Origin of the sequence: Streptomyces flavusporus (genome assembly GCF_046267975.1) — a bacterium.
Taxonomy (GTDB): Bacteria; Actinomycetota; Actinomycetes; order Streptomycetales; family Streptomycetaceae; genus Streptomyces; species Streptomyces flavusporus.
The window spans coordinates 4,960,549-4,985,331 of the sequence record NZ_CP176503.1 but is presented as its reverse complement, the minus strand read 5'-3'; the positions used below and the strand labels follow the sequence as shown (position 1 = coordinate 4,985,331).

The window sequence follows — 24,783 nt, the reverse complement described above, 5'->3', positions numbered from 1 at the left end:
AGTGGGGCCCGATAACTTACGTGAGGCTTATGCGCGCGCCTGCTGCGCGCCGCACACCTACGTTCTAGGGGGACCCCCAAGTGACAACTCCGCCGCCCCAGGGCAACCCGTTCGCGCAAGGCCAGCCGCAAGGCCAGAACCCTTACGCGCAGGGCCAGCCCCAGGCCCCGTACCCGCCGCAGGGCGGCTACCCCCAGCAGCCCGGCCAGCCCGGCTTCCCCCAGCAGGGGGCCCCGTATGCCCCGGTCCCGCCGGAGCAGCCCCGGCGCCGGTTCAGCTTCAAGACGATCAAGAACGTCGCCATCGTCATCGCCGTCCTGACCGCAGTCATCGGCGGTTGGATCGCGAGCCGGGACGACGCCGATCAGGCCGCGGTGGGCGACTGCCTCAAGTCCGCATCGTCGTCCTCGGACCGCATGGAGGTCGTGGACTGCACCTCCTCGGAGGCCGAGGTCAAGGTCCTCAAGAAGGTCCCCGGCCACTACACGGAGCTCACCGCCGAGACCGAGTGCCGCAAGGTTGACGAGGCCACTGGCTTCTACGCCGAGACGGGCGACGGGGAAGAATTCCTCCTGTGCCTCACTGAGGTCTGATCTGAAGCAGCCGGTTCCACGGAACGATGTTTCACGTGAAACATCGTCGGGACTGCCGCACGGCGCCGCATCAACACCACGATGCGGCGCCGTTTCCCGTAGGGCTCGTCCGCAAGGTTGCGGGGTCATGTTTCACGTGAAACATGACCCCGTTTCACCACCTCAGCCCTGCGCGGCCCACCACTCCTTGAGCGCCGCGACAGCCGCATCGTGCTCCATGGGCCCGTTCTCCAGGCGCAGTTCCAGCATGTGCTTGTAGGCGCGACCCACAGCAGGACCAGGCTTGATACCCAGGATCTCCATGATCTGGTTGCCGTCCAGGGCGGGCCGGATGGCGTCCAGTTCCTCCTGCTCCTGCAACTGGGCGATCCGCTTCTCCAGACCGTCGTACGCCCGCGACAGCGCCGCCGCCTTGCGCTTGTTCCGCGTCGTGCAGTCCGAGCGGGTCAGCTTGTGCAGACGGTCGAGAAGGTGCCCCGCGTCCCTTACGTAACGCCGGACCGCGGAGTCGGTCCACTCCCCGGTCCCGTAGCCGTGGAAGCGGAGGTGGAGCTCGACCAGGCGTGAGACGTCCTTCACCAGTTCGTTGGAGTACTTCAGGGCCGTCATGCGCTTCTTGGTCATCTTCGCCCCGACCACCTCGTGGTGGTGGAACGAGACCCGGCCGTCCTTCTCGAAGCGGCGGGTCCGCGGCTTGCCGATGTCGTGCAGCAGCGCAGCCAGGCGGAGGATCAGGTCCGGGCCGTTCTCCTCCAGCGCGATCGCCTGCTCCAGGACGATCAGGGTGTGGTCGTAGACGTCCTTGTGGCGGTGGTGCTCGTCACGCTCCAGCCGCAGCGCCGGCAGTTCCGGCAGCACATGATCGGCGATCCCGGTGTCGACCAGCAGAGCCAGCCCCTTGCGCGGGCGGGCGGAGAGGATCAGCTTGTTCAGCTCGTCCCGCACCCGCTCGGCCGAGACGATCTCGATGCGCCCGGCCATCTCCTTCATCGCCGCGACGACCTCGGGGGCCACCTCGAAATCGAGCTGGGCCGCGAAACGGGCCGCCCGCATCATCCGAAGCGGGTCGTCCGAGAAGGACTCCTCGGGCGTGCCCGGAGTGCGCAGGACCCGCGCCGCCAGATCGTCCCGCCCGCCGTACGGATCGATGAACTTGTTCTCCGGGAGCGCGACGGCCATCGCGTTCACGGTGAAGTCACGCCGGACGAGGTCCTCCTCGATGGAGTCGCCGTACGACACCTCGGGCTTGCGCGACGTCCGGTCGTACGCCTCAGACCGGTAGGTGGTCACCTCGATCTGGAAGCCGTCCTTCTGGGCACCGACCGTGCCGAAGGCGATGCCCACGTCCCACACGGAGTCCGCCCACGGCCGCACGATCTTCAGAACGTCCTCGGGGCGGGCGTCGGTTGTGAAGTCCAGGTCGTTGCCGAGCCGGCCCAGCAGCGCATCCCGGACCGAGCCGCCGACCAGGGCAAGTGAGAATCCCGTCTCCTGGAAGCGGCGGGCGAGGTCGTCGGCGACCGGGGCGACCCGCAGCGGCTCACTCACCGCGCGGTGCCGCACCTGGCTCAGGGCACTGGTGTCATCGTTGGCGTTCGGCACAACAGAAGAGGGTACGTGGCCCGGACGACCGCGAGCGCCTCGATTGATCGCACGCGAACACCACCGTCGATACGGGCACAAGGTCATCCCTCACGACGTACGCAGGCGTTCCTCTTGATACGCGCATTTATACGCGCACATACGGGACGCCGCCCCGCCTTCCCCGATCCTGTGAGCAGTCCGCGGCACTTCCCCTCAGCGCGCATCGTTACCATGCGTGGACGCACATTCCGACGACCACTGACGACGACGAGGGACGGACCAGCGCGTGGCCGAGGCGGCAGACTTCCAGGGGATGAGTCCCTCACCTGCCCGCCGGTGGATGAGGCGCACCGCGGCGCTGCTGGCCAGTGCGCCCCTGCTGGCGGGCCTGCTCCAGCTCCCCGCCGCCCCTGCCGCGGACGCCGCCGGACAGACCTCCGCGCGGGCTGCCTCCGGCTCCCGCACAGTGACCGTCGCCCTCGATTCGCTCAGCCCCAGCTCACCCACTGAGGGCGACACGCTGACCGTCTCCGGCACCGTGACCAACAACGGCAAGCAGGCGGTCACCGACGCCCATGTGGATCTGCGTGTGGGCCCCGAGCTGACCACCCGATCGGCGATCGACACCGCTGCCAAGCGCACCGGGTACGTACCAGGCGCCGACGGCACGGCGATCGGCGGCTCGTTCACGCAGGAGTTCGCCAAGCTGACTCCAGGCGTCGGCGAGCGCTTCAGCATTTCCGTACCGGTCGACGACCTGGACCTGGGCGGAAGCGGTGTCTACCAGCTCGGCGTCTCGCTGTCCGGCGAGACGGCCGCGCAGCCCTGGGAGCAGGTGCTGGGCATCGAGCGGACGTTCCTGCCGTGGCAGCCCGACGAAGCGGACACAAGGACGAGGACCACGGTCCTGTGGCCGCTGGTGTCCACCCCCCACATGACGGCGGAGACGGGTTCGAACGAACAGCAGACGCGGGTCTTCCGCGACGACGACCTGGCCAGGGAGATCTCCCCGGGCGGCCGTCTGGAGCAGCTCGTGTCGCTGGGCAGGGATCTCGACGTCACCTGGGTGATCGACCCGGACCTCCTGGCCTCCGTCGACGCGATGGCCCGCGGCTACCGCGTACAGGGCGAGGGCGACGCCACCGCGGCGGGCACGCACCAGGCGGCCGCCAAACAGTGGCTGGCCGATCTGCAGAAGGCGGTGGCCGACAAGGAGGTCGTCGCCCTGCCCTACGCCGACCCGGACCTGGCCTCCCTCGCCCACAACGGCACGAACGTCACCGGCTCGCTGAGCCGCCTCAAGGAGGCCACGGACGTCGTCGCCAACACGGTGGAGCCGATTCTCCACGTGAAGCCGAACACCGACTTCGCCTGGCCCGTCGACGGCGCCGTGGACCCGTCGATCGTCAAGGTCGCCACCTCCGCCGGCGCCGACAAGGTGATCGCCCGCAGCGACAGCCTGGAGGAGACCGACGGCCTGCCGTACACGCCCTCCGCGGCCCGTCCCATCGGCGGCGGCACGACGGCGGTGGTCGCGGACGCGCGGCTGTCGACAGCTTTCCAGGGCGACCTGACCAAGGCGTCCGCCAACACACTGGCCGTACAGAAGTTCCTCGCCCAGAGCCTCGCCCTCAACCTCCAGACGAATCAGCAGCGCAGCATCGTCATCGCCCCGCAGCGCATGCCGACCGCCAGCCAGGCCCGGGCCACGGCCGAAGCGGTCACGGCCCTGCAGGCCGGCACCTGGACGGAGGCCCAGGAGCTCACCGCGGCCGCCAAGGCCAAGCCGGACCCCGGCGCCACCACGAACGTGCCGTCGCCCTCCGACTACCCGTCCTCGCTGCGCAAGCAGGAACTGCCCCGCTCGGCCTTCGAACAGATCGCGCAGACGCAGGACAAGCTCGACAGCTTCAAGGTGATCCTCACCCAGCAGTCCCGGGTGGTGACCCCCTTCGGGCGGGCCATAAACCGCGAGATGTCCACGTCGTGGCGCGGCCTGGCCACCGAGGCCCGGGGTTACCGCGATGGCGTGGAGTCGTATCTCGACGACCTGTCCGAAGGGGTCACGCTGATCGACAAGTCGGAGACCAAACTCTCCGGCCGCAGTGCCATGATCCCGGTGACCGTGCAGAACAACCTGGTCCAGGGCGTCGACAACCTGGTCCTGCGGCTGACCTCGACCAGTCCGACCCGCCTCGAGATCGACGGCAAGGCCTATGACGAGCAGCCCGTCGCCGTCTCCGGCGGCCACAGCCAGTCCGTGAAGTTCACCACGTCCGCCAACGCCAACGGCCGGGTGACCGTCTACGCCCAGCTGTTCACGGAGGACGGCCATCCGTACGGGGCACCCGTCCGCTTCGACGTGAAGGTCACCGAGATCACGGCCACGGTGATGCTGGTCATCGGCGGCGGTGTCCTGCTGCTCGTCCTGGCCGGCTTCCGGATGTACACCCAGCGCAAGCGCGCGGCCGCCCACGAGGCCGACGGGGACGCCCCCGAGACCGCGGACGAGCCCGACGACGGTCCGCAGAACCCCGAAAGCCCCGAACACCGTCTCAAGGAGGAGTCGGGCACCCGGCCCGGGGCAGGCGCCCCGGAGCAGCCGAGTGACCCGACACCGGACACCTCAGCGGAAAGCGCCGACCCGTCCGGGACGGGTGAGAGAGTGGACCGTTGACATGTCGTGGCCGGTGGGCCCGGGACGATGAGGTGGGGTAACCATGAACGCGCCGTACGACGGTGACCGCGGCCAGGCCGCGGGCAGCTCGGGCCACCCCGAGGGCCCGCCGCCCGAGCACGGCCAGGCGCCGCCGCAGCACCCCGCGGACATGTACCTCCAGGACGCCTACGACCAGGACCCCTACCGGGACCGGGACCTCTCGGCCCAGGACCCGGTCGTCGAGGCGCTCTACGACCGCGCCGCACACCCCCCGCCGCCCCCCGGCACGTACCAGTCGCCGCAGCAGCTGTACGCCCAGCCGCCCCAGTCGCCGTACGCCCCCGACCCCCGCGTGTGGGCCCAGACCCCGCCGCCCGAGCCGGAGGGCCCCACCCAGTACCTGCCGTACGGCGACGATCCCCGCACGACCCAGTACGTCGGCGTCGACGACCTGGTCACCCAGGTCGGCGGCGAGCGCCACGAGCCGGACGCCTTCGCGCATCTTTTCCGGGACCAGCAGCAGGGCGGTGCCCATCCGTCGATGCAGCACCCCGGTGTGCCGGGTCCGAGCGCCGCGCCCCGCACGGACCAGGGGCCGGCGGGACAGTACAGCGGGCCCTACGCAGCAGCAGGGCCGTACGGCGGTACCCAGACGTCTCCGGAGCAGTACCAGGCACCTGCCGGGCAGTACGAAAAATCGGCCGATCAGTACCAGGCACCCACGTCCCCGCCCGCGGACGAGACGCCCGCAGCAGCGAAGAAGAGTGGACGTGCTGGAGGCCTGCTGAAGTCCAGCGCCGTCATGGCGGCGGGCACGATGGTGTCCCGTCTCACGGGGTTCGCCCGGTCGGCAATGATCGTTTCTGCGCTGGGACTCGGACTGCTGGGCGAGTCGTTCCAGGTCGCGTACCAGTTGCCGACAATGATCTACATCCTGACCGTCGGCGGCGGCCTCAACTCGGTCTTCGTACCCCAGCTCGTGCGCGCCATGAAGGAGGACGACGACGGCGGCGAGGCCTACGCCAACCGGCTGCTCACCCTGGTCATGGTGATCCTCGGTGGCCTCACCGTGCTCGCCATGTTCGGCGCCCCGCTCCTGGTCCGCGCCCTGTCGAACCCCCTCGCAACGGATCCCGCGGCCAATGAGACCGCCGTCACCTTCACCCGTTACTTCCTGCCTTCGATCTTCTTCATGGGCATCCACGTGGTGATGGGTCAGATCCTCAACGCCCGCGGCCGGTTCGGCGCGATGATGTGGACTCCGGTCCTGAACAACATCGTCATCATCGTGACGCTCGGCTTGTTCCTCTGGGTCTACGGCAGCGCGGCCGACTCTGGGATGACGGTCCAGAACATCCCCCCGGAGGGCGAGCGGCTCCTCGGTATTGGCATCCTCCTCGGCCTTGTCGTCCAGGCCCTCGCGATGATCCCGTATCTGCGCGAGACCGGGTTCAGGCTCCGCCTGCGCTTCGACTGGAAGGGCCACGGCCTCGGCAAGGCCGCGATGCTCGCCAAGTGGACGATCCTGTTCGTACTCGCCAACCAGGCGGGCGCGCTCGTCGTCACCCAGCTTGCCACCGCCGCGGTCTCCGACACCGGGATCCCCGGCACCGGCTTCAGTGCCTACGCCAATGCCCAGCTGATCTGGGGTCTCCCGCAGGCCATCATCACCGTCTCCCTGATGGCGGCCCTGCTGCCGCGCATCTCCCGCTCGGCCGCCGAGGACGACACGGGCGCCATCCGCGACGACATCTCCCAGGGGCTGCGCACCACGGCCGTCGCGATCGTGCCCATCGCCTTCGGCTTCCTCGCTCTCGGCGTCCCGATGTGCACGCTGATTTTCGGATCCTCCGGCACCAACTCGGCCACCAACATGGGCTACATGCTGATGGCCTTCGGCCTCGGCCTGATCCCGTACTCCGTGCAGTACGTCGTCCTGCGCGCGTTCTACGCGTACGAAGACACCCGCACGCCCTTCTACAACACAGTGATCGTGGCCGCGGTCAACGCCGGCGCCTCGGCCCTGTGCTTCTTCCTGATCCCGTCCCGCTGGGCCGTCGTAGGCATGGCCGCCTCCTACGGCCTCGCCTACGCGATCGGCGTCGGAGTCGCCTGGCGCCGACTGCGCAAGCGGCTGGGCGGTGACCTCGATGGCACCCGCGTGCTGCGCACGTACGCGCGGCTGAGCATCGCCTCGGTCCCCGCGGCGCTGTTGAGCGGTGCCGCCTGCTACGGCATCACGCAGGCCCTCGGCCAGGGCGTCGCCGGTTCCTTCGCCGCGCTGCTGGCCGGCGGTGCCATCCTGCTGGGCATCTTCTACGTCGCCGCCCGCCGCATGCGGATCGCGGAGCTGAACTCGCTCGTCGGCATGGTCCGCGGGCGTCTGGGTCGCTGAATCGGGGGGTACGCGCACAACCATCGTCCGCCACCGTGTGTCGTGCATAGCGGCGGACTGTGGGCACAATTGGTTTCGGCGTCGGACGGCGCGCAACGGAGTCGGCCGGCGCGCAACGAATGGGGAGGCAGGAACGACGGTGGCGGAACGGAGCACGGCTGCCGTCGACGTGGCAGACAACAGCGGCGATGAGCCGCTGACCGCCAAGGCGGACCAGTCCACGGCCGACGGGGTGGCCAACAACCGGGAGCGGGACACGGAGCGCGACGAGGCACAGGGGAGTAGCGGGGCCGAGGATCCGGGAACGAAAGCCTCGCCGCCCGAGCTGCACAGCGGCCACAAGCTCGCCAGACGCTACCGCCTCGAGGACTGCGTCACCCGTCTGGACGGTTTCAGCAGTTGGCGTGCGGTCGACGAGAAACTCCGCCGCGCCGTCGGCGTGCACGTGCTGCCCGCGGACCACTCCCGGGCCCGCTCCGTCCTGGCCGCAGCCCGTTCCTCCGCGCTGCTCGGCGACCCCCGCTTCGTGCAGGTCCTCGACGCCGTCGAGGAGAACGACCTCGTGTACGTCGTGCACGAATGGCTGCCGGACGCCACGGAGCTCGCCACGCTCCTCTCCTCCGGTCCCCTGGAGCCGCACGACGCCTACCAGATGGTCAGCCAGGTCTCCGCCGCCATGGCCGCCGCCCACCGTGAGGGTCTGGCCCACCTACGGCTGAACCCCAACGCCGTGCTGCGCACCTCCTCCGGGCAGTGGCGCATCCGCGGTCTCGCCGTGAACGCCGCGCTGCGCGGCATCAGTTCCGATACCCCGCAGCGCACCGACACGGAAGCCATCGGCGCCCTGCTCTACGCGTCGCTCACCCAGCGCTGGCCGTACGAGGACGACGCCTACGGACTGGCCGGGCTGCCCAAGGACGTCGGTCTCATCGCCCCCGACCAGGTGCGCGCCGGCGTCCACCGTGGCCTGTCGGAGCTCGCCATGCGCGCGCTCGCCAACGACGGCGCGACCGCCTCCCGGCACGAGTCCCCCTGCACGACGCCGGAGGAGCTGGTGAAGGCGATCGGCGAGATGCCCCGCATCCGTCCGCCGGAGCCCGCGTTCACCGCACCGCCGGAGTATCAGCGCACGACGTACCAGCAGGGCACGTACGGCCGCCAGACGTCCCACCCGAGCGCCACGCGGCCGGTACCCACCCCACCGCCCCCGCTTCAGAGCCGCACCGGCAAGGCACTGAAGTGGGCGGTGTCGGCCCTGCTGATCGCCGCGCTCGGGCTGGGTAGCTGGCAGCTCGCAGACGCCCTCATGGAGCGGGGCGGCACCTCGTCCGACGACACGAACCAGCCGCAGAACCCCGAGGGCAACGACAAGGACAAGAAGCCTGAGACACCGAAGCCGATCGCCATCCAGGGTGCTGAGGAGTACGTGGCCAAGGGCGGCTCCCAGCATCCCGCCGACGTGGACAAGACCTACGACGGCGACACGTCCACGGGCTGGCGGACCAGCAGCTACCTGGATGGACCGAAGATGGTGATAAAGCCCGGCGTCGGCATCGTCTACGACCTCGGCTCCACCAAGGAAGTATCCGCCGCTACGTTCTCGCTGCGGTACGGCGGCGACCACACAACGGTCGGGCTGTACGCCACCGACTCCCTGAGTTCCTCCACGCCGCTGAGTTCCATGACGAATCTCGGTACCACGACAACGAGCAGCACCTCCGCGAAGGTGACGGTCGACAAGCGGGTCAAGAGCCGGTACGTCCTGGTGTGGCTGACGGCGCTGCCGTACTCCGGTGACGATCCGGCCAACTACAGCAACCCGGGCTACAAGCAGGCCATCACCGAAGTGAAGTTCACGGGCTGACGTCTCACCGAAGGGGGAGGGGGCCGATGGCGGAAGGCGCCGGGTACGACGCGGTGAGCGATCGGGATCTGCTCGCCCGCCATGTGGAAGGCGACCCCGACGCCTTCGGTGAGCTCGTGCGGCGGCACCGCGACCGGCTCTGGGCGGTTGCGCTGCGGACGCTGGGGGACCGCGAGGAGGCCGCTGATGCGGTCCAGGACGCCCTTGTCTCCGCCTACCGGGCCGCCCACACCTTCCGCGGCCAGTCGGCCGTCACAACCTGGCTGCACCGGATCACGGTGAACGCCTGCCTCGACCGCGCCCGCAAGGCGGCCTCCCGCAAGACCTCGCCGGTGGACGACACCGAGCGGCTGGAGCAGTTGCTGGAGCCGCACGAGTCGGCGTCGGCCCCCGCCGAGCGAAACGACCTGCATCGCCAGCTCCTCGAAGCACTCGGCACGCTCCCGCCCGACCAGCGCGCCGCCCTCGTCCTCGTGGACATGCAGGGCTACCCGGTCGCCGAGGCCGCCCGCATGCTCGACGTCCCGACCGGGACGGTGAAGAGCCGCTGCGCACGCGGCAGAGCCAGACTCCTCCCGCTGCTCACCCATCTACGTCCGGAAAACGCCGGTCGCGGCGAAGAGCCGGCCGCGGGACGGAACCGGGCGCAGGGGACATCCGTCCCACCGGCAGCGGGACCGCACGGTGCGGGACCACGGAGTGCAGGGCCAAGCGATTCAGCTGCTGTGAAGGGCGGAGGTGGGCGAGCGTGACATCCACGACGGACACGGCCGGGCACCCGGACGTCACGGAGATCTCCGACCTCGCCGAAGGCCTGCTCCCCCCGAACCGGACCGCAGACGTACGACGGCATCTGGACGAGTGCGAACTCTGCGCTGATGTCTTCGCGTCGCTGGAAGAGATCCGGGGGCTGCTCGGCACACTGCCGGGTCCGCCGCGTATGCCCGCCGACGTCGCCGAACGGATCGACGCTGCTCTCGCCGCTGAGGCTCTCCTCAACGCCACCGCACCCGACGCGATGAGCGCCTCAGCACCCGTCGACGCGGCCCGCGCGACCTCCGACACGGACGACGGCACGCGTGTTTCACGTGAAACATCGGCAGCCACGGTTCGTCCCTCTGGCCACGCAGGCACCTCCACCACCGGTCCCGGGCGTAAGAACCGCAGGCGGGGCGGGCGCCGCAGGGTGGCTGTCCTGGGTGCGGTCTTCTCTGCCGCCGCTCTGGGGCTCGGTTCCGTCCTCGTGTCCTCGCTGACCGGGTCAGAGCCGGGCACCACGGCCCACGAGCAGCAGTCCGCCTCCACGGACACCTTCTCCGAGGGGAAGCTGGAGCAGCAGGTCGTGGATCTCCTCGCCAAGGGCCAGAGCTCCGGGAACGGCTCCCGCACTCCCGACGACTTCGGTGTGGAGTCCACCCCCAGCACCGACCGGAACCGCGTCCTTCAGCAGCCCACGGTCCGGGTCCCCGAGTGCGTCCAGCAGGGCATCGGACGCAGCGATGCCGCCCTGGCGACCGAGCCCGGAACCTATCAGGGCACGAGCGCCCTGCTCGTGGTCCTGCCCGACGCCTCGAACCCCGCGCGGGTCACGGCCTACGTCGTCGACGCGACCTGTGTGGATCAGTCGTCGTCCGCTACGGCCAAGGTTCTGCTGGAGCAGTCCTACACTCGCCCCTGAGGACACACCGTCTCCTCCTGTCGCCCGGCCTCTGCTCCCGCGGGTATCTCCTCGAGGGAGCACTCCGTGTGCCCGGGCACAGCGGGAATGCGCGCCCCTTAGGATCCGTTGGGTGGGGTGAGAGTTCTGAAAGGGGCTCCCCCCGGTCTAACGACGCAGTCCAGAGACGAGGAACCAAGCCGTGAGCGACGTCCGTAACGTGATCATCATCGGCTCCGGGCCCGCCGGCTACACGGCGGCGCTCTACACCGCGCGCGCGTCGCTGAAGCCACTGGTCTTCGAGGGTGCCGTCACCGCAGGTGGTGCGCTGATGAACACCACCGATGTGGAGAACTTCCCGGGCTTCCAGGACGGCATCATGGGCCCCGAGCTCATGGACAACATGCGCGCCCAGGCCGAGCGGTTCGGCGCCGAGCTCGTTCCGGACGACATCGTCTCCGTAGACCTGACCGGTGAGATCAAGACCGTCACCGACACCGCGGGCACGGTACACCGCGCGAAGGCCGTCATCGTCGCCACCGGCTCCCAGCACCGCAAGCTCGGCCTGCCCAACGAGGACGCGCTCTCCGGCCGCGGTGTCTCCTGGTGCGCCACCTGCGACGGCTTCTTCTTCAAGGACCAGGACATCGCCGTGATCGGCGGCGGCGACACCGCAATGGAGGAGGCCACCTTCCTCTCGCGCTTCGCCAAGTCCGTCACGGTCGTCCACCGCCGGGACACCCTGCGCGCCTCCAAGGCGATGCAGGAGCGCGCCTTCGCCGACCCGAAGATCTCGTTCGTCTGGGACAGCGAGGTCGCCGAGATCCAGGGCGATCAGAAGCTCTCCAGCCTGAAGCTGCGCAACGTCAAGACCGGCGAGCTGTCGGACCTCGCGGTGACCGGCCTGTTCATCGCGATCGGCCATGACCCGCGCACCGAGCTGTTCAAGGGCCAGCTGGACCTGGACGAGGAGGGCTACCTGAAGGTCGACGCGCCCTCCACCCGCACCAACCTGACGGGTGTCTTCGGCTCCGGTGACGTGGTCGACCATACCTACCGACAGGCGATCACGGCGGCTGGCACCGGCTGCTCCGCCGCCCTCGACGCCGAACGCTTCCTCGCCGCCCTCGCGGACGCGAAGAAGGCCGAGCCCGAGAAGACCTCTGTCTGAACCCTCAATCCGCCCCACGCACCAACCAGTTAGGAGCCCGCCGTGGCCGGCACCCTGAAGAATGTGACCGACGACTCCTTCGAGCAGGACGTCCTCAAGAGCGACAAGCCCGTACTGGTGGACTTCTGGGCCGCCTGGTGCGGTCCGTGCCGCCAGATCGCGCCGTCCCTCGAGGCGATCGCCGCCGAGTACGGTGACAAGATCGAGGTCGTCAAGCTGAACATCGACGAGAACCCGGGTACGGCCGCCAAGTACGGTGTCATGTCGATCCCGACCCTGAACGTCTACCAGGGCGGCGAGGTCGCCAAAACGATCGTCGGTGCCAAGCCGAAGGCCGCGATCGTCCGCGACCTCGAGGACTTCATCGCTGAGTGACGCTGTGCCGTCGAGCAGACGGCACCATGTTTCACGTGAAACACGAATGGGCCAGCCCGAGAGGGCTGGCCCATTCGTTTGATGCGCGGCGTTCTAGAGCGGCCTCAGGACTGGCTCCTTCTGCACCGCCCCCAGCAGCCGGTCCAGGGCCAGCTCCACGTCTTCCTTCCAGGAGAGCGTCGTGCGCAGCTCCAGCCTCATCCGCGGATACGTGGGATGGGAGCGGACGGTCTTGAAACCGACCGCGAGCAGATGATCAGCGGGCAGCACACAGGCGGGTTCCTTCCACTGTGCGTCCCCGAACGCCTCGATCGCTTTGAAGCCGCGCCGCAGAAGATCCTTGGCGACTGTCTGGACCATCACTCGGCCCAGCCCCTGCCCCTGGTAACCCGGCACGATGAACCCGGTCATCAACTGCACGGCGTCGGGCGAGACGGGGCTCGTGGGGAACGCCGTGGAACGGGGAGCATAGGCCGGAGGCGCGTAGAGCACAAAGCCCACCGGTACCTCATCGACATAGACGACCCGCCCGCAGGATCCCCAGTCCAACAGCACAGCGGAGATCCAGGCCTCCTTCTCCAGCGCGGACGTGCCCGCCTTTACCGCGGCCTCACCGCTGACTGGATCCAACTCCCAGAAGACGCACGTGCGACAGCGCTTGGGAAGGTCCGGAAGGTTGTCCAGCGTGAGCGGTACGAGCCGACGCCCCATGAAAGCTGTTCCTCGCTTCCTTCGCCCGCCGCATCGCGGGCGGCCGTCAGTGCGCTCCGTTCCCTGAGCAGGCTGCCGACGAACCCGCCGACCGCGCCCAGTCCCAGTCCCACACTCACCAGTCCGGTCCGGCTCATCGGTCGCATGACCCCGCCTCCCCTTAGAGCCTACTCCCAAGTGGATGCGCCATATCCGAACGCATCGTATCCACGATGCGATTCCATCGATACCGCCAAAAAGCAAAGCGCGGGCCGCGTTCCGGCACACACCGGACACGGCCCGCACTGATGGCACTGCTGGGCGGAAGCACCCCGCCACCCGAGGCTCAGTCCTCTGTCTCCTCGGAGTCGTCCTCCAGAAGGCTCTTCTGCAGGACTGGCCCCTCACCGGGCGCGAGCGAGCTGAGGATCCGCTCGAGGTCCTCCATGGAGGCGAACTCCACGGTGATCTTGCCCTTCTTCTGCCCCAGGTCGACCTTCACCCGCGTCTCGAAGCGGTCCGAAAGACGAGTGGCGAGGTCGGTCAGTGCCGGAGAGACCCGGGTCCCGGCCCGGGGGCCCTTGGAGCGCTGAGCCGCCTTGGGCCGCGATCCCATCAGGGTCACGATCTCCTCGACGGCACGCACCGAGAGCCCCTCGGCCACGATCCGGTGCGCCAGCCGGTCCTGCTCCTCCGAGTCCTCGACCGAGAGAAGGGCCCGCGCATGTCCAGCGGAGAGCACTCCGGCGGCCACCCGGCGCTGGACCGCCGGCGACAGCTTCAGCAGACGCAGCGTGTTGGAGACCTGCGGGCGGGACCGACCGATGCGGTCCGCCAACTGGTCATGCGTGCAGTTGAAGTCCTTCAGCAACTGGTCATAGGCGGCCGCCTCTTCGAGGGGGTTCAGCTGGGCCCGATGCAGATTCTCCAGCAGGGCGTCCAGGAGGAGCTTCTCGTCCTCCGTGGCCCGCACGATCGCCGGGATTGCCTCAAGTCCCGCCTCACGGCAGGCCCGCCAACGCCGCTCACCCATGATGAGCTCGTAGCGGTCGATGCCCAGCTGCCGTACGACGACCGGCTGGAGAAGTCCGACCTCCTTGATGGAGGTGACGAGCTCGTGCAGCGCATCCTCGTCGAAGACCTCACGCGGCTGCCGCGGGTTCGGCGTGATGAAGTCGAGGGGGATCTCAGCGAAGTGGGCGCCCATGGGAGGTGCAGGCGTCTCCACGGCGCCGCTCACCGACGGCTCCTCGGTTTCACGTGAAACAGGCGGCAGCGTGGCCACCTTCGCCGCGGCCACCCCGCGCTCATTGTTCAGCACCGGCACCGCCGTGGGGGACGTGGAAGCAGCGCCTCCCACCGCAGTCTGCGCCGGCGTCCTCTCGGTCGGGGCCGCAGGGATCAGCGCGCCGAGACCACGTCCCAGCCCTCTCCGTCGCTCGCTCACTGGATCCCCTCCACCATGCTCTGGTCGCTCTGAGCGCCGATATGGGCGTGCGTCCCGTCATAGCTGACGCCGACACCCTTCAGCGCGATTTCTCGTGCCGCCTCAAGATAGGAGAGGGCACCGCTCGATCCTGGATCATAAGTCAGTACCGTCTGCCCGTAGCTCGGCGCCTCGGAGATACGGACCGAGCGGGGAATGCTCGTCCGCAGCACCTCGTCGCCGAAGTGGTTGCGCACCTCGTCCGCGACCTGTGACGCAAGCCGCGTCCGACCGTCGTACATGGTGAGCAGGATCGTCGATACATGCAGCGAAGGGTTGAGGTGTCCCCGCACCAGGTCGACGTTGCGCAGCAGCTGACCCAGCCCCTCCAGCGCGTAGTACTCGCACTGGATCGGGATGAGGACCTCCTGGCCGGCCACCAGCGCGTTGACCGTGAGCAGACCGAGCGACGGCGGGCAGTCGATAAGGATGTAGTCCAGTGGCTGCTCGTAGGACTGGATCGCTCGCTGGAGACGGCTCTCCCGCGCCACCAGGGACACCAGCTCGATCTCCGCACCGGCGAGATCGATCGTGGCGGGCGCACAGAAGAGACCCTCGACATCGGGGACCGGCTGAACGACCTCCGAGAGCGGCTTGCTCTCGATCAACACGTCGTAGATGGAAGGAACTTCGGCGTGATGGTCGATCCCCAGAGCAGTGGACGCATTGCCCTGCGGGTCGAGGTCGATCACCAGGACACGGCCACCGTGCAGAGCCAGCGAAGCGGCCAGGTTGACGGTCGTCGTCGTCTTGCCCACCCCACCCTTCTGGTTGGCGACGACGATGACACGGGTCTGTTCGGGTCGCGGCAGACCCTCACCGGCCCGGCCCAGAGCCTCGACCGCCAGTTGGGCAGCACGACCGATGGGAGTGTCGTCCATCGGGGGCGGTGTTTCACGTGAAACATCCTCCCCCGGCGACTCGGTACGGGGACCGGGGACCGGATCGGTCATCGGTCCCGCGATGTTGGCGTCGGACCGCAAGGATTCACTCTCCTCGACTTCAGGCTCGCAATGAACAGAGCCTCCCATGTCTTCGGGGTCGCGAACCAGTGAGGCCTGTCGTTCTGTGGAGAAATCCACCTCTGTGGACAACTCCGTGCCCCTGGAGGGGGGCGGAGTGTCATCCGAATCGGGAGGAGCCTCCCCGCCCAGGGAACCGAGAGGCTTGCGGTCACGAGGTTCGGCCGCGGCGCGGCCGCGGCCGATGATGCCGTGGAGCAATGAGCGACGTTTCACGTGAAACACGATGCACAGCGGTCGGGGCCGGACCGTCGCGACACTCCGTCATGCATAGGCTTGGCAGCTTGTGTGGAGTACGTCTCGTCCTCAGGAGGGATCTGCAAGCACCTCAGGCGGACGGCACCACGGACCAGCACACGCTCCACGGCCCAGCACCCACCGATCTCAGCGCCGCCGCCGCGCCCGCCCCATACGTGCCGCCTTCGCACGCTTCGCCGCGAACCGCACACCGCCCGGGCTCTCCCCGACCTCCACACGCACGACCGTGGACATCGGATCCACCACACCCTCGCCGACATGCAGGATGGACGTCTGAACCGCACCGAGCTTACTCAGAGCAGTGGCCGCGCTCTTCAGCTCCTCCTCCGCGGTGTCGCCCTTGAGCGCGAGCATCTCGCCGTACGGGCGCAACAACGGAATCCCCCAGGTGGCCAGCCGATCCAGCGGGGCCACGGCCCGCGCCGTCACCACATGGACCGGCGGCAGCTTGCCCATGACCTCCTCGGCACGGCCACGCACGACGGTCACATGATCGAGGCCCAGCAGCTCCACGACCTCGGTCAGGAAGTTCGTTCGCCTGAGCAATGGCTCGAGGAGCGTGATCTTCAGGTCGTCCCGCACCAGCGCCAGGGGAATCCCAGGCAGACCGGCACCGGAGCCCACGTCGCACACAGTCACGCCCTCGGGGACGACCTCCGAGAGCACAGCGCAGTTCAGCAGATGCCGCTCCCAGAGACGGGGCACCTCACGCGGGCCGATGAGCCCACGCTGCACCCCGGCCTCGGCCAGGAGCTCGGCGTACCTCACCGCATCCGCAAAGCGCTCACCGAATACGTCGCGTGCCTGCTCGGGCGCAGGGGGGAGCTCCGCTGCCTCCATCACGGGGACCGTCCTTCCATACCGCAAAAGCGCACTGGGCGCTGACCACCAGGCTGACAAAGTTCGGCCCCGTCTGCGCAACAGACGGGGCCGGTGGAGCGTAGGAACCGATCAGGCGGGCAGCACGACGACGAAGCGCTCCGGCTCCTCGCCCTCGGATTCGCTGCGCAGACCTGCGGTCTTGACCGCGTCGTGGACGACCTTGCGCTCGAACGGCGTCATCGGCTTGAGCTTCACGGGCGAGCCGCTGCTCTTGGCCTCGGCGGCGGCCTTGGCGCCCAGCTCGGAGAGCTCGGAGCGCTTCTTGGCCCGGTAACCAGCGATGTCCAGCATCAGCCGGCTGCGATCGCCGGTCTCCCGGTGCACGGCCAGTCGCGTGAGCTCCTGAAGCGCCTCCAGCACCTCACCGTCCCGGCCAACCAGCTTCTGCAGGTCACGGCTCCCCGTGTCGCTGATGATCGAGACAGCAGCGCGGTCACCCTCGACGTCCATGTCGATATCGCCGTCGAGATCGGCGATGTCCAGCAGACCCTCGAGGTAGTCCGCCGCGATGTCGCCCTCCTGCTCCAGGCGGGTCAGGGTGTCTGCACCCTCGGCAGCGGCGGAGGTGGTGCCTTCCGTCACGGGATGGACTCCTTCTTACTTCTTGGACGAGGACTTGGGCCGCTGCGGACCCTTGCGCTGGCCGGACTGGGCCCGGCTGCGGGAACCGCCTCCGGACTTGGGATTCGCCTTCCCGGCGGACCCCGCCGGCTTGGCGTCCTCCGGATCACCCGACTTGCTCAGCGAGGTCGACGGCGAGGAGGTCTTCTCGGCGCCGCCGGCAGGCTTTGGTCCGCCGGACTGACGCTTGGACTTGGGCTGCCGCTTGGGCTGCTGCCGCCTGGGAGCGGTGATGGCCGGCGTACCGTCTTCGGTCACGATGGCCACGGGGGCCTCGCTCTTCACAACGGAGCCGTCGGCCTGGGCCGCGAGGCCCGCCTTGCTCAGTCCGTTGATGAACTTGCGCTCGTAGTCGTTGCGGTCGCGCCCCTTGGCCACGATGGCCTTCACGATGGCACGCTCACGCCGGTTGCGGGCCTTGCCGTGGTGCGTGACGTGCTTGTACAGGCGGTCCAGGTAGGCGGCCTGCGCCTTGGAACCCGGGGTCGGGTTGTTGCGGATGACGTACATCTGCTGGCCCATGGTCCACACGTTGGTGGTCAGCCAGTAGACGAGGACACCGACCGGGAAGTTGATGCCGAAGACGGCGAAGATGACGGGGAAGACGTACATCAGCATCTTCTGCTGCTGCATGAACGGCGTCTTCACCGAGGTGTCGACGTTCTTCGTCATCAACTGGCGCTGCGTGTAGAACTGCGACAGCGACATCAGGATGATCATGATGGCGGTGACGACCCGCACATCGGTGATCGAGGAGCCGAGCGCCTCGACCGTGCTCGAGCTGTCCGTGAACTTCGCAGCCAGCGGGGCACCGACGATGTGCGCCTTCTGCGCGCTCTGCAGCAGCCGCTCGTTGATCACGCCGATGGTGTCGTTCGACGCGATGCTGTTGAGCACGTGGTACAGGGCGAAGAAGAACGGCGACTGCGCCAGGATGGGAAGGCACGAGGAGAGCGGGTTGGTGCCCGTCTCCTTGTACAGCTTCATCATCTCTTCGGACTGACGCTGCTTGTCGCTCTTGTAGCGCTCCTGGATCTTCTTCATCTCGGGCTGGAGCGTCTGCATGGCCCGGGTCGCCTTGATCTGCTTCACGAAGAGCGGGATCAGGCAGATACGGATCAGGACCACCAGAGACACGATGGACAGGCCCCAGGCCCAGCCCGTGTCAGGGCCGAAGATCGCACCGTACAGCGAGTGGAACTGAACGATGACCCACGAAACGGGTGTGGTGATGAAGCTGAAGAGGCTGGCAATCGTGTCCACTAATCATGCTCCTTGGGCATGGGACGGGGTCTCTGCGGCCGGGCTCGAAGGAACGTTGCTCGAAGGAACATTCTCTTCGGTGGCCGTTTCGGCGGCGGAGGGCCCGCCCTTGCGTGCGCGCCATGCGTTGCGCAGCAGTTCGTGCCACCGCGGACGCTTGCGCGGCGGGACATGGTCCACACCACCCAGCGACCACGGATTGCAGCGCAGGATGCGCCAGGCCGTGAGTGCGGTGCCCTTGAGGGCACCGTGCCGGTCAATAGCCGTGTAGCCGTAGTGGGAACACGACGGGTAGTACTTGCACACCGGCCCGAGCAGCGGGCTGATGGTCCACTGGTACAGCTTGATCAGCGCCAGCAGCGGGTACTTCATCGCGCGCCCCCTCCCAGCAACCGCTGAAGAGCGGCATCCAGGTCTCGGGCCAGCTGTGCATGTTCAGCGTCACCCGCACCGGGCAGCGCTCGTACGACTACCAGGCTACCGGGGGGCAGCTGGTCGACTCGCTCACGCATCAGATGGCGAAGTCTGCGCTTGACTTTGTTGCGCACGACAGCGCCACCCACGGCCTTGCTCACGACGAAACCCGCACGCGTCGGGGGAGCGCTCTCCCCAGGCGCGTGCGGGTCCGTGGCACCGCTACGAAGGTGAACGACGAGAAGTGGGCGTCCAGCCCGGCGTCCTCGTCGAACAGCGGTCGCGAAGTCCTCGCGCCGCCTCAGCCGGTTCTCGGTGGGCAGCACGACGTCATGACCTGACCGGGATCAGGCGGACAGACGGGCGCGACCCTTGCTACGGCGGGACGCGAGAATCGCGCGGCCGGCACGGGTGCGCATACGCAGCCGGAAGCCGTGGGTCTTCGCGCGACGACGGTTGTTCGGCTGGAAGGTGCGCTTGCTCACTCGGGGGCTCCAGAAAGAAATCGGTGGTGGCGGGGTGCCGTCCTGGCTGTCACCGTGCGCCCACGAGTAGCTCGCGTTACGCCCGAGTGCACCGCTTTCCGATCACCTTGACGCGATCTGTGCCCATCGGAGGCAGGCGGCAGCAGCCATCGACAACTCGACCTGGTTACGGTACGCGGGGCTACGCCATCCGGTCAAACCGACGGCCACCGGGAGACACTATCCACAGGCTGGGGACAATAACTTGAACCACAGCGGTCGCCCTGACTACCGTGGCTGGACTCCGATTCGTTCCCTTATCCCTGCGGAACCCGACTTACATCCCGACCCGTCCCACAACCACACGTTCGTGGGACCCGTGAGAGAGCGTGCCCTGTGGCTGACGTACCTGCCGATCTTGCCGCAGTGTGGCCACGAGTTCTCGAGCAGCTTCTCGGTGAGGGCCGCGGGCAGGGCGTCGAGGCCAAGGACGAGCACTGGATCCGGCGCTGCCAGCCCCTCGCGCTGGTCGCCGACACCGCCCTGCTGGCCGTACCGAACGAGTTCGCGAAGGGCGTGCTCGAGGGCCGCCTCGCCCCGGTCGTGAGCGAGACGCTGAGCCGTGAGTGCGGCCGCCCGATCCGCATCGCGATCACCGTCGACGACTCCGCCGGCGAGACCCCGGCCCCGCCGGCGCCCCCCACCCAGCCCCAGCCGCGCTACGAGGAGCCGGAACTCCCCGCTCCGTCCGGCCAGTACGAGGGCTACGGCCGGCGCCGCTCCGAGCAGCGCCCCGGAACGTCCGGCGACCAGCTCCCCACGCCCCGCCCCGCCTACCCGGCGGAGTACCAGCGCCCCGAGCCGGGCGCCTGGCCACGGTCGGCGCAGGACGAGTACAGCTGGCAGCAGCCGCGGCTCGGCTTCCCGGAACGGGACCCCTATGCAACGCCGTCGCAGGACACGTACGGCTCACCGTCGCAGGACACCTACGGATCACCGTCCCGCGAGTCCTACGGCTCCCCGTCGCAGGACTCGTACGGATCGCCCTCGCAGGAGTACCGCCAGCAGGGCAGGGAGCGCCCGTCGTACGACCAGCAGCGCTCCGACTACGAGCCGTCACGCGGCGACTACGACCAGCGCGACGCCCGGCGGGAACTGCCCGAGCCGCAGGGCGGCGCCGGGCCCGCGCACCGCGGCCCGGCGGGCACCTCGCTGCCCGCGTCCAGTGGCGCGCCAGGCCCGCTGGCGGCGCAGCCCGCGCCGGCGACCGGCCCCGGTGAGCCGACCGCGCGGCTGAACCCGAAGTACCTCTTCGACACGTTCGTCATCGGCGCCTCGAACCGCTTCGCGCACGCGGCTGCGGTGGCCGTCGCCGAGGCGCCGGCCAAGGCGTACAACCCCCTGTTCATCTATGGGGAGTCGGGTCTCGGCAAGACGCACCTGCTGCACGCGATCGGACACTACGCGCGGAGCCTCTACCCGGGCACGCGTGTGCGGTACGTGAGCTCGGAGGAGTTCACCAACGAGTTCATCAACTCCATCCGCGACGGCAAGGGCGACAGCTTTCGCAAGCGGTACCGCGAGATGGACATCCTGCTCGTCGACGACATCCAGTTCCTCGCGGACAAGGAGTCGACGCAGGAGGAGTTCTTCCACACCTTCAACACACTCCACAACGACAACAAGCAGATCGTGCTCTCCAGCGACCGGCCGCCCAAGCAGCTGGTGACACTGGAGGACCGGTTGCGGAACCGTTTCGAGTGGGGCCTGATCACCGACGTCCAGCCGCCCGAGCTGGAGACGCGGATCGCGATTCTGCGCAAGAAGGCAGTACAGGAGCAGCTCAACGCCCCGCCGGAGGTACTGGAGTTCATCGCCTCGCGGATCTCGCGCAACATCCGCGAGCTGGAGGGCGCGCTGATCCGGGTGACGGCGTTCGCGTCGCTCAACCGGCAGCCGGTGGACCTGGGCCTGACGGAGATCGTCCTGAAGGACCTGATCCCCGGCGGCGAGGACACCGCCCCCGAGATCACCTCGACGGCCATCATGAGCGCGACCGCCGACTACTTCGGCCTCACGGTCGAGGACCTGTGCGGAACCTCGCGCGGACGCGCGCTGGTGACGGCCCGGCAGATCGCCATGTACCTGTGCCGCGAGCTGACGGACCTGTCCCTGCCGAAGATCGGCGCGCTGTTCGGCGGCCGCGACCACACAACGGTGATGCACGCCGACCGCAAGATCCGCAATCTGATGGCCGAGCGGCGCTCCATCTACAACCAGGTCACCGAACTGACGAACCGCATCAAGAACGGCTGACGACAGCCGTCCTACGCCTCTGAGGGCGCCCCGGGACGAGGTCCCCCGGGGCGCCCTTCGTCGTTCGCCGGCCACCCGCGGTTCGATTACGAGCCGAGTTACGGCCGCTCTCCACAGATTCGGTGACTTTCTGCCGTCCACATCCTGGGGACTGCGAAGTTGTCCAGATCGCGTCCACAGACAGACCTGTTGAAGAACCATCAGACCAGGTCAGGTGGTTGTGGATCGGTGGACGAAGGATCTCCACAGACTGTGGACAGGCAAGTGATCCACAGACTGTGCGCGGAGTTGTCCACCGGCAACCCACAGGCCGGGGCAGGTTGTCCCCAGTGACGCCTATCTTCTCCACAGCTCTGTCCACTGTTCGGCAACGCGACGCGCCTGGTCACCGGGCCGAGTGAAAGGCGTCACACAAAGCTGCCGGGTTGGGCTGTGGGAAACATGGGTAAAGCTGGGGACGGCGCTGGGGAGAACTCGCCCCACCCTGTGCATGGGGTGTGCAGAACTTTCCGTTCTCCACAGAAGCGCTCAGTTGTCCACTGCTCCCGCCCACAGGCCCCGTGGACAAAATTTCCGCCCTGAGCTGGGATAACGTAGTTATCCACGGTATCCACAGGCCCTACTACTACTCCCAACTAGAGAGAGCTGGGAATCCGTTTCGAAGAGGGCCCTGTGCACAACTCGCTCTTCGGCGCCCTGCTGCCCCTCGTCACGACTTGACCCCGAGAGGCACCTACTGTCAGTGCAGTGCGTCAGACTGTTCCCCGGTGTCCTTCCCGTCCCAGGGGCCTGCGACACCGAGACAGACGACGAAGCCAGGCAGGGCGAGAAGCGCCGGCAACAGCAGGAGGCGGCAACAGTGAAGATCCGGGTGGAACGCGACGTACTCGCGGAGGCAGTGGCCTGGGCAGCGCGCAGCCTTCCGGCCCGTCCGCCGGCGCCTGTCCTCGCCGGCCTGCTGCTGAAGGCCGAGGACGGCCAGCTGAGCCTGTCCAGCTTCGACTACGAGGTCTCCGCGCGCGTGTCGGTGGAGGCGGAGGTCGATGAGGAGGGCACGGTCCTCGTCTCGGGCCGACTGCTCGCCGACATCTCCCGCGCCCTCCCCAACCGGCCGGTGGAGATTTCCACAGACGGTGTACGGGCGACGGTGGTCTGCGGCTCCTCGCGCTTCACACTCCACACCCTGCCCGTGGAGGAGTACCCGGCGCTGCCGCAGATGCCGAACGCCACGGGCACGGTCCCCGGCGAGGTCTTCGCCGCCGCGGCCGCCCAGGTCGCCATCGCCGCCGGTCGTGACGACACGCTGCCCGTCCTCACCGGTGTGCGCATCGAGATCGAGGGCGACCGGGTCACCATGGCCTCGACCGACCGCTACCGCTTCGCGGTCCGCGAGTTCCTCTGGAAGCCGGAGAACCCGGACGCCTCTGCGGTCGCCTTGGTGCCCGCCAAGACGCTCCTGGACACGGCCAAGGCGCTGACCAGCGGCGACAGCGTGATCCTGGCGCTGTCCGGCTCGGGCGCGGGCGAGGGTCTGATCGGCTTCGAGGGCGCCGGTCGCCGTACGACGACCCGCCTCCTGGAGGGCGACCTCCCGAAGTACCGCACGCTGTTCCCGACCGAGTTCAACTCCGTCGCCGTGATCGAGACCGCGCCCTTCGTGGAAGCCGTCAAGCGTGTGGCCCTGGTCGCCGAGCGGAACACCCCTGTGCGGCTCAGCTTCGAGCAGGGCGTGCTCATCCTGGAGGCCGGCTCCAGCGACGACGCACAGGCTGTGGAACGGGTGGACGCCCAGCTGGAGGGCGATGACATCTCGATCGCCTTCAACCCGACGTTCCTGCTGGACGGACTGAGCGCCATCGACTCCCCGGTGGCCCAGCTGTCGTTCACGACGTCCACGAAGCCCGCGCTGCTCAGCGGCAAGCCGGCGCTGGATGCCGAGGCGGACGAGGCCTACAAGTACCTGATCATGCCGGTGCGCCTGAGCGGCTGACGCTGCCGACGGTTGTCCACAGGCTGTGAGGTCCGAGTGGACGACCGGGCCGCCCGTCCGTCGAAAGCCGCAGGTGAGGGGCTACGTATGAGCACGTATGCCCACAAGTGTGCGTGACAGTCCGGGTTTAGGCTCGGACATGGGTACGAAGGTGCCTCACACGCCACAGCAACCTAAGGAACACAACTGATGGAGCTCGGTCTCGTCGGCCTCGGCAAGATGGGTGGCAACATGCGCGAGCGGATCCGCCGCGCGGGCCACACCGTCGTCGGATACGACCGCAACCCGGACCTCGCGGATGTCCACAGCCTCGAAGAGCTCGTGGGCAAGCTGACGGGCCCGCGGGTCGTGTGGGTGATGGTCCCGGCCGGTGCACCCACCCAGTCGACCATCGACGAGCTCGCCGAGCTGCTGGAGCCCGGTGACGTCGTCGTGGACGGCGGGAACTCGCGCTGGACGGACGACGAGAAGCACGCCGAGGAGCTGGCCGCCAAGGGCATAGGCTTCGTCGACTGCGGTGTCTCCGGCGGCGTCTGGGGCCTGGAGAACGGCTATGCGCTGATGTACGGCGGCGACGCAGAGAACGTCGCCAAGGTGCAGCCGATCTTCGACGCGCTCAAGCCGAAGGGCGACTTCGGGTCGGTGCACGCCGGCAAGGTCGGCGCGGGCCACTTCGCGAAGATGGTCCACAACGGCATCGAGTACGCGATGATGCAGGCCTACGCCGAGGGCTGGGAGCTGCTGGAGAAGGTCGACTCCGTGACCGACGTCCGGGAGGTCTTCCGGTCCTGGCAGGAGGGCACTGTCATCCGATCCTGGCTGCTCGACCTTGCGGTCAACGCCCTCGACGAGGACGAGCACCTGGAGCAGCTCAAGGGTTATGCACAGGACTCCGGCGAGGGCCGCTGGACTGTGGAGGCCGCCATCGACAACGCCGTGCCGCTGCCCGCGATCACGGCTTCCCTCTTCGCGCGGTTCGCGTCGCGCCAGGAGGACTCTCCGCAGATGAAGATGATCGCGGCGCTGCGGAACCAGTTCGGCGGCCACGCGGTCGAGAAGAAGTAGCGAATAACACAGGA

At 68.3% G+C, this 24,783-nt stretch carries 21 protein-coding genes; 11 read left to right on the top strand and 10 right to left on the bottom strand.

Going from position 1 to position 24,783, the window contains the following annotated elements; genetic code table 11:
• Positions 1-80 precede the first annotated feature (80 nt).
• Positions 81-593, top strand: coding sequence for an LppU/SCO3897 family protein (locus tag ACKTSN_RS23635; protein ID WP_409470945.1), 513 nt, complete (start codon positions 81-83; stop codon positions 591-593).
• 162 nt (positions 594-755) lie between these two features.
• Here the strand turns inward: ACKTSN_RS23635 and ACKTSN_RS23630 are convergent, their stop codons facing one another.
• Positions 756-2,195 carry a CCA tRNA nucleotidyltransferase gene (locus ACKTSN_RS23630; RefSeq protein ID WP_409470944.1) on the bottom strand — a complete coding sequence of 480 codons (1,440 nt, stop codon included), beginning with the start codon at positions 2,193-2,195 and terminating at the stop codon, positions 756-758.
• A gap of 268 nt (positions 2,196-2,463) precedes the next feature.
• On the opposite strand from ACKTSN_RS23630, the gene ACKTSN_RS23625 reads away from it, so the two are divergent.
• From ACKTSN_RS23625 to trxA, 7 genes are all read left to right on the top strand, one after another.
• On the top strand, positions 2,464-4,854 hold the full coding sequence (locus tag ACKTSN_RS23625; RefSeq protein WP_409470943.1) for a DUF6049 family protein: 2,391 nt from the start codon (positions 2,464-2,466) through the stop codon (positions 4,852-4,854).
• A gap of 43 nt (positions 4,855-4,897) precedes the next feature.
• On the top strand, positions 4,898-7,231 hold the full coding sequence (gene murJ / locus ACKTSN_RS23620; protein WP_409470942.1) for a murein biosynthesis integral membrane protein MurJ: 2,334 nt from the start codon (positions 4,898-4,900) through the stop codon (positions 7,229-7,231).
• A 139-nt stretch (positions 7,232-7,370) separates the two neighbouring features.
• Positions 7,371-9,095: a protein kinase family protein gene (locus tag ACKTSN_RS23615; protein ID WP_409470941.1), complete on the top strand. Its 1,725-nt coding sequence runs from the start codon at positions 7,371-7,373 to the stop codon at positions 9,093-9,095.
• 26 nt (positions 9,096-9,121) lie between these two features.
• The gene (gene sigM / locus ACKTSN_RS23610) at positions 9,122-9,847 is read left to right on the top strand and encodes an RNA polymerase sigma factor SigM (protein ID WP_409470940.1); all 726 of its coding nucleotides are present in this window, start codon (positions 9,122-9,124) and stop codon (positions 9,845-9,847) included.
• Positions 9,844-10,773 (top strand): anti-sigma factor family protein, encoded by a 930-nt coding sequence (locus ACKTSN_RS23605; protein ID WP_409470939.1) that lies wholly within the window; start codon positions 9,844-9,846, stop codon positions 10,771-10,773. The genes sigM and ACKTSN_RS23605 overlap by 4 nt, the downstream gene beginning before the upstream one ends.
• Before the next feature lie 181 nt (positions 10,774-10,954).
• Positions 10,955-11,923, top strand: a complete 969-nt coding sequence (gene trxB / locus ACKTSN_RS23600; protein ID WP_224737503.1) for a thioredoxin-disulfide reductase — start codon at positions 10,955-10,957, stop codon at positions 11,921-11,923.
• A gap of 42 nt (positions 11,924-11,965) precedes the next feature.
• Positions 11,966-12,298: a thioredoxin gene (gene trxA / locus ACKTSN_RS23595; RefSeq protein WP_003991504.1), complete on the top strand. Its 333-nt coding sequence runs from the start codon at positions 11,966-11,968 to the stop codon at positions 12,296-12,298.
• 93 nt (positions 12,299-12,391) lie between these two features.
• Here the strand turns inward: trxA and ACKTSN_RS23590 are convergent, their stop codons facing one another.
• From ACKTSN_RS23590 to rpmH, 9 genes are all read right to left on the bottom strand, one after another.
• Positions 12,392-13,009, bottom strand: coding sequence for a GNAT family N-acetyltransferase (locus ACKTSN_RS23590; RefSeq protein ID WP_409470938.1), 618 nt, complete (start codon positions 13,007-13,009; stop codon positions 12,392-12,394).
• A 325-nt stretch (positions 13,010-13,334) separates the two neighbouring features.
• Positions 13,335-14,435, bottom strand: a complete 1,101-nt coding sequence (locus ACKTSN_RS23585; protein WP_409470937.1) for a ParB/RepB/Spo0J family partition protein — start codon at positions 14,433-14,435, stop codon at positions 13,335-13,337.
• A complete protein-coding gene (locus ACKTSN_RS23580; protein WP_385510668.1) occupies positions 14,432-15,505 on the bottom strand; it encodes a ParA family protein in 1,074 nt (357 codons plus the stop codon). Before ACKTSN_RS23580 ends, ACKTSN_RS23585 begins: the two co-directional genes overlap by 4 nt.
• 375 nt (positions 15,506-15,880) lie before the next feature.
• Positions 15,881-16,597: a 16S rRNA (guanine(527)-N(7))-methyltransferase RsmG gene (rsmG, locus tag ACKTSN_RS23575; protein ID WP_409470936.1), complete on the bottom strand. Its 717-nt coding sequence runs from the start codon at positions 16,595-16,597 to the stop codon at positions 15,881-15,883.
• 108 nt (positions 16,598-16,705) lie between these two features.
• Positions 16,706-17,218 carry a protein jag gene (locus ACKTSN_RS23570; protein ID WP_409470935.1) on the bottom strand — a complete coding sequence of 171 codons (513 nt, stop codon included), beginning with the start codon at positions 17,216-17,218 and terminating at the stop codon, positions 16,706-16,708.
• Positions 17,219-17,233: 15 nt separating this feature from the next.
• Positions 17,234-18,520 (bottom strand): membrane protein insertase YidC, encoded by a 1,287-nt coding sequence (yidC, locus tag ACKTSN_RS23565; RefSeq protein ID WP_409470934.1) that lies wholly within the window; start codon positions 18,518-18,520, stop codon positions 17,234-17,236.
• Between the two features lie 3 nt (positions 18,521-18,523).
• Positions 18,524-18,892: a membrane protein insertion efficiency factor YidD gene (gene yidD, locus ACKTSN_RS23560; RefSeq protein ID WP_224737497.1), complete on the bottom strand. Its 369-nt coding sequence runs from the start codon at positions 18,890-18,892 to the stop codon at positions 18,524-18,526.
• Positions 18,889-19,260, bottom strand: coding sequence for a ribonuclease P protein component (gene rnpA / locus ACKTSN_RS23555; protein ID WP_129798843.1), 372 nt, complete (start codon positions 19,258-19,260; stop codon positions 18,889-18,891). The genes yidD and rnpA overlap by 4 nt, the downstream gene beginning before the upstream one ends.
• Positions 19,261-19,281: 21 nt before the next feature.
• Complete coding sequence (rpmH, locus tag ACKTSN_RS23550; protein WP_003956500.1) at positions 19,282-19,419, bottom strand: 50S ribosomal protein L34; 138 nt, start codon at positions 19,417-19,419, stop codon at positions 19,282-19,284.
• Positions 19,420-19,794: 375 nt separating this feature from the next.
• On the opposite strand from rpmH, the gene dnaA reads away from it, so the two are divergent.
• The 3 genes from dnaA to gnd all read left to right on the top strand — a co-directional run bounded on the left by dnaA (position 19,795) and on the right by gnd (position 24,769).
• Positions 19,795-21,714, top strand: coding sequence for a chromosomal replication initiator protein DnaA (gene dnaA, locus ACKTSN_RS23545; protein ID WP_409470933.1), 1,920 nt, complete (start codon positions 19,795-19,797; stop codon positions 21,712-21,714).
• A gap of 859 nt (positions 21,715-22,573) precedes the next feature.
• Positions 22,574-23,704, top strand: coding sequence for a DNA polymerase III subunit beta (gene dnaN, locus ACKTSN_RS23540; RefSeq protein ID WP_409470932.1), 1,131 nt, complete (start codon positions 22,574-22,576; stop codon positions 23,702-23,704).
• 189 nt (positions 23,705-23,893) lie between these two features.
• A complete protein-coding gene (gene gnd, locus ACKTSN_RS23535; RefSeq protein WP_385510455.1) occupies positions 23,894-24,769 on the top strand; it encodes a phosphogluconate dehydrogenase (NAD(+)-dependent, decarboxylating) in 876 nt (291 codons plus the stop codon).
• Positions 24,770-24,783: the final 14 nt, after the last annotated feature.

What these genes read in the sequence shown, in the direction of transcription:
- gnd (WP_385510455.1), top strand. Translation starts at nt 23,894, where the DNA reads ATGGAGCTCGGTCTCGTCGGCCTCGGCAAGATGGGTGGCAACATGCGC.
- sigM (WP_409470940.1), top strand. Translation starts at nt 9,122, where the DNA reads ATGGCGGAAGGCGCCGGGTACGACGCGGTGAGCGATCGGGATCTGCTC.
- ACKTSN_RS23580 (WP_385510668.1), bottom strand. Translation starts at nt 15,505, where the DNA reads ATGGGAGGCTCTGTTCATTGCGAGCCTGAAGTCGAGGAGAGTGAATCC.
- ACKTSN_RS23590 (WP_409470938.1), bottom strand. Translation starts at nt 13,009, where the DNA reads ATGGGGCGTCGGCTCGTACCGCTCACGCTGGACAACCTTCCGGACCTT.
- murJ (WP_409470942.1), top strand. Translation starts at nt 4,898, where the DNA reads ATGAACGCGCCGTACGACGGTGACCGCGGCCAGGCCGCGGGCAGCTCG.
- yidD (WP_224737497.1), bottom strand. Translation starts at nt 18,892, where the DNA reads ATGAAGTACCCGCTGCTGGCGCTGATCAAGCTGTACCAGTGGACCATC.